Origin of the sequence: Mycobacterium sp. (genome assembly GCF_032161845.1) — a bacterium.
Taxonomy (GTDB): Bacteria; Actinomycetota; Actinomycetes; order Mycobacteriales; family Mycobacteriaceae; genus Mycobacterium.
Map to the genome: position 1 here is coordinate 1 of NZ_JAVRQA010000349.1, position 4547 is coordinate 4547.

At 67.2% G+C, this 4547-nt stretch carries 5 protein-coding genes and 1 pseudogene; 5 read left to right on the forward strand and 1 reads right to left on the reverse strand.

What is annotated here, in order from left to right; translation table 11 throughout:
* The 5 genes and pseudogenes from QOD90_RS18895 to QOD90_RS18915 form a co-directional block, all read left to right on the forward strand.
* Nucleotides 1-392: pseudogene (locus QOD90_RS18895) on the forward strand (LLM class F420-dependent oxidoreductase); the annotation flags it as partial.
* 56 nt (nucleotides 393-448) lie between these two features.
* Nucleotides 449-1123, forward strand: a complete 675-nt coding sequence (locus tag QOD90_RS18900) for a GntR family transcriptional regulator (RefSeq protein WP_526352363.1) — start codon at nucleotides 449-451, stop codon at nucleotides 1121-1123.
* A gap of 63 nt (nucleotides 1124-1186) precedes the next feature.
* Nucleotides 1187-2962, forward strand: a complete 1776-nt coding sequence (locus QOD90_RS18905; RefSeq protein ID WP_526352367.1) for an ABC transporter substrate-binding protein/permease — start codon at nucleotides 1187-1189, stop codon at nucleotides 2960-2962.
* A complete protein-coding gene (locus tag QOD90_RS18910) occupies nucleotides 2959-3705 on the forward strand; it encodes an amino acid ABC transporter ATP-binding protein (protein WP_526352364.1) in 747 nt (248 codons plus the stop codon). The genes QOD90_RS18905 and QOD90_RS18910 overlap by 4 nt, the downstream gene beginning before the upstream one ends.
* A gap of 116 nt (nucleotides 3706-3821) precedes the next feature.
* Nucleotides 3822-4283, forward strand: coding sequence for a MarR family winged helix-turn-helix transcriptional regulator (locus QOD90_RS18915; RefSeq protein WP_526352365.1), 462 nt, complete (start codon nucleotides 3822-3824; stop codon nucleotides 4281-4283).
* A gap of 19 nt (nucleotides 4284-4302) precedes the next feature.
* On the opposite strand, the gene QOD90_RS18920 is transcribed toward QOD90_RS18915, so the two are convergent.
* Nucleotides 4303-4547, reverse strand: a 245-nt coding sequence (locus tag QOD90_RS18920) for an MGH1-like glycoside hydrolase domain-containing protein (protein ID WP_526352366.1), incomplete at its 5' end; no start/stop codon positions are given.

A 4547-nucleotide genomic window follows, 5' to 3' on the forward strand; every position in this document is an offset into this window, starting at 1 on the left:
ACCTCGCCGCCGCCATGCCCCGCATCACGTCGCGCCTTGGCAAGCTGAATCCCGCCCCGGTCCGCGACATCCCGATCCTCATCGGCGGCCAGGGCGAGAAGAAGACGCTGCGCCTGGTCGCCGAGTATGCCCACCTGTGGCACGGGTTCACGACCACCGAGACCTACCCTGGCAAGGCAGCGATCCTCGATCGGCACTGCGCGGACGTCGGCCGCGATCCAGCCGCGATCGAGCGGTCCGCCGGTGTCACCGGCGAAGGTGATGCGCTGCTCGCCGACGCCGCGGCCCTCGTCGACCTCGGTGTCAGCCTGTTGACCGTCGGCGTCAACGGCCCCGACTACGATCTGACCTCCGCCGAGGCGCTGTGCCGCTGGCGAGACTCGCTGGACTGAACCAAAGCGGTCGAACACGTCCCGCGCCAGCGGCGACGTGAGAAACTGACCGCGCCATGCCCAAGAAGTACGGGGTCAAAGAGAAGGACCTGGTCGTCTCACACGTCGTGAACCTGGTCCTGACTGGCAAGCTGCGATCCGGAGATCGCTTGGACCGCAACGAAATTGCCGAAGAGCTCGGCCTCAGTCGGGTTCCCGTCCAAGAGGCCGTCGTCGAGCTGGAGCACATCGGGGCGGTGTCGACGCAGTACCACCGAGGCGCCTTCGTCGAACGCTTCGACGAAGGCGTGATCCGCGAACACCACGAGCTCCACGGCGTGCTCAACGGCATCCCGTCGGGCCGGGCAGCCGTCGCACACCGGCCGAAGATCGTCGACGAGCTCCGCGCCACGCTCGATGCCTTGCAGGCAACCAACGGGTCGAAGAAGTTTCACGAGCACGCCCGGCACTACCGCAAAACGATCAACGACAAGTACGCCGGGCCGCGCGTGCAGGCGGCGATCCGCGCCTCACAGACGTTCATGCCACGAACGTTCTGGACCGCGTACCCGGGCAGCCACGACGAGCTGTTTCCGTTCTATGTCGCGGAGACCGCGGCCATCGGCGACGCGGACCCCGACGGGGCGCGGGCCGCCTGCGCGGAACGGGCCGAGGAGATGGGCCGGATCATGATCACCGAGCTGAGGCGACGCCGTGTGCTCGGGCCGTCGGGGTCCTCCGTTGTGTTCTGAATGAGCCCAACCCGTCGCATCGGTAGCACCGACCGATAGGTTTCGATGATGACCGGCGAGCGGATGTACAAGGGTGTCGTCGTCGCACTGGCCGCCCTCTTCGTGGTGGCGATGGGGCTGGCGCCCGCGGCGGGAGCGGACGTCGACCAGTGCGCACCGCCAGGGGTGGAGAGCGCCAGCGCGCTGCCGACCAATTTGGCCTCAGCAGCCAAGGGACCCGAGGCAGACAGGTACACCACCGCAGGCGTCGAGCCGCTCCCGGTCAACGTCGACGCCCTTGGCCTCGGCACTCCCGGCGTGCTGACCGTCGGCACGCTGTCGGACGCGCCCCCGAGCATCTGCATCGACGCCAAGGGGCAGTTCACCGGGTTCGACAACGAACTGCTGCGCGCCGTCGCCGACAAGCTGGGACTGAAGGTCAACTTCGTCGGCACCGACTTCTCCGGCCTGCTCGCGCAGGTGGCGGCGCGACGCTTCGACGTCGGCTCGTCGTCGATCACCACCACCGACGCACGGCGCCAGACCGTTGGTTTCACCAACGGCTACGACTTCGGCTACTTCTCGCTGGTCGTGCCGCCCGGGTCGGCGATCAAGGGCTTCGCCCAACTGGCCGCCGGGCAGCGCATCGGCGTGGTCCAGGGCACCGTCCAGGAGGCGTACGTCGTCGACACCCTGCACCTGGACCCCGTGAAGTTCCCCGACTACAACACCGTCTACGCAAGCCTGAAGACCCGCCAGATCGACGCCTGGGTGGCGCCGTCGCAGCAGGCAATCGGCACCGTTCAGGCAGGTGACCCGGCGCAGATCGTCGAGAACACCTTCAGCCTGGACAACTTCGTCGCCTATGCGGTGGCCAAGGAGAACAAGCCGTTGATCGACGCCCTCAACGCCGGGCTCGACGCGGTGATCGCCGACGGCACGTGGTCGAAGCTGTATTCCAACTGGGTGCCCCGCGCCCTGCCACCCGGGTGGAAACCCGGCTCCAAGGCGGCGCCGAGGCCGCAGCTGCCCGACTTCGCCGCGATCGCGGCCAATAAGAAGCCCGCCGCCGACAACTCCGCCGTGGCCGCGAAATCCGTTCTGCAGCAGCTGAAGGCCTCGTTCCTCGATTGGGGTTTGTATAAGAAGGCGATACCCGACCTCTTCAAGACGGGCCTGCCCAACACCCTGATCCTGACGGTCTGCGCCAGTGTGATCGGACTGGTGCTTGGGCTGGGACTCGCGATCGCCGGCATCTCCAACGCCCGCTGGCTGCGGTGGCCGGCAAGGGTCTACACCGACGTGTTCCGCGGACTGCCCGAGGTGGTGATCATCCTGATCATCGGACTGGGCGTCGGACCGATCGTTGGCGGGCTGACCGGTAACAACCCGTACCCGCTGGGGATCGCCGCCCTGGGGTTGATGGCTGCGGCCTACATCGGCGAGATCCTGCGCTCGGGCATCCAGAGCGTGGAGGCCGGGCAGCTGGAGGCCTCGCGCGCGCTGGGCTTCAGCTACTCGCGGTCGATGCGCTTGGTAGTAGTGCCGCAAGGCATTCGGCGGGTGCTGCCAGCGCTGGTCAACCAGTTCATCTCACTGCTGAAGGCGTCGTCACTGGTCTACTTCCTCGGTCTGATCGCCAGCCAGCGCGAGCTGTTCCAAGTGGGCCGCGACCTCAACGCGCAGACCGGCAACCTGTCACCCCTGGTCGCGGCGGGACTGTTCTACCTCGCGCTGACGATCCCGCTCACCCACCTGGTCAACTACATCGACGGTCGGCTACGACGCGGCAGAGCCGTGGCCGACTCCGTCGATCCGGCCAACCCCGCCAGCCCAGCCTCGACCCAGGAGATGGTGTGAGTACCGCCACCAAGTTCGAGCCAGTGTCGCTGGCCGCCAACGACATTCACTTGTCCTTCGGTAAGAACGCCGTGTTGCGCGGGGTCGACGTCGACGTGCCTGCGGGCACCACCACGGCCGTGATCGGACCGTCGGGTTCCGGTAAGTCCACCCTGCTGCGGGCATTGAACAGGCTCTACGAGCCCGACCGTGGCGACATTCTGCTCGACGGCCGATCAGTCCTGGCGGACAGCCCCGACGAGTTGCGGCAGCGCATCGGCATGGTGTTTCAGCAGTTCAACCTGTTCCCCCACCGCACCGTGCTGGACAACGTCACACTGGCGCCCCGCAAACTCAAGCGCCTCGACGCCGAGGCGGCGCGCGAACTCGGCCTCGCGCAGTTGGAGCGAGTCGGGTTGCGGCACAAGGCCGAAGTGCGGCCGGCCACCCTGTCCGGCGGCCAGCAACAGCGGGTGGCGATCGCCCGCGCCCTGGCAATGGCACCCCAGGTGATGTTCTTCGACGAGGCCACCTCGGCGCTCGACCCCGAACTGGTCAAGGGAATCCTGGCGCTCATCGCCGAGCTCGGCGAGGACGGGATGACGATGGTGGTAGTCACCCACGAAATGGGGTTCGCCCGATCCGCGGCGGACGCAGTGGTGTTCATGGACCACGGCAAGGTCGTCGAAACCGGATCACCCGAGCGGCTATTCGAGGGCGCCGAAACGGAACGGCTCCGCCAGTTCCTGTCCCAGGTGCTCTAGCGATCCGCATCGGCTACGAAATGTGGCAACGCCCGACAGGTGGCCATGCGCGTCACTTCGGCGAAAAGCCGCATGTCGAGCTTGTGACAGGCAGTGACAGGTTAGACTAGCGAATTATGGTAGAGACCGAACCGCAGGTCACTGAGCTGGCCGGGGAGCTGCAGCAGGTGCTCTCCAAGCTCTTCTCCGTCCTGCGCCGGGGTGACTCGAATCGCAACACCCCCGAAGGCGGCGCCGACCTGACTCTGGCGCAGCTGTCGATCCTGCTGACGCTGCTCGACCTCGGCCCGATCAGGATGACCGAACTCGCAGCCCACGAGCGCGTGCGCACCCCGACCACCACGGTCGCGATCCGGCGACTCGAGAAGCTCGGACTGGTCAAGCGGTCTCGCGACCCCTCCGATCTTCGCGCCGTCCTCGTCGACGTCACCCCGCGCGGTCTCGTTCAGCACCGCGAGGCGCTGGCGACTCGGCGGGCATCGCTCGCCAAGCTGCTGAGCAAGCTCAGTTCCGAAGAGCGAGAGACGTTGGCCAGAGCCCTTGCGCCGCTGTCGCGATTGGCCGAGCAGGAGACCTAGCCGCGTAGCGCTCGGGAATCTAGCCCAGCCAGTCCAACACCGCGGCGGCGGTCCACGACTGCTGCATGCTCCCGAGCGGCTCCCCGGTGAACGGCTCGTAGTACTCGGCGAAGGTGCCGTCACTGGCCTGCCGCAGGCCCTCGCGCCGCAGGTTCGACGAGCGTTCCGCCCAACCGCGACGCGCGAAGCACCAGGAGAAGAGCCACGTCACGACCGGCCAGACCGGGCCGCGCCAGTACTCACGCGCCCGGAAGTCACGGGACA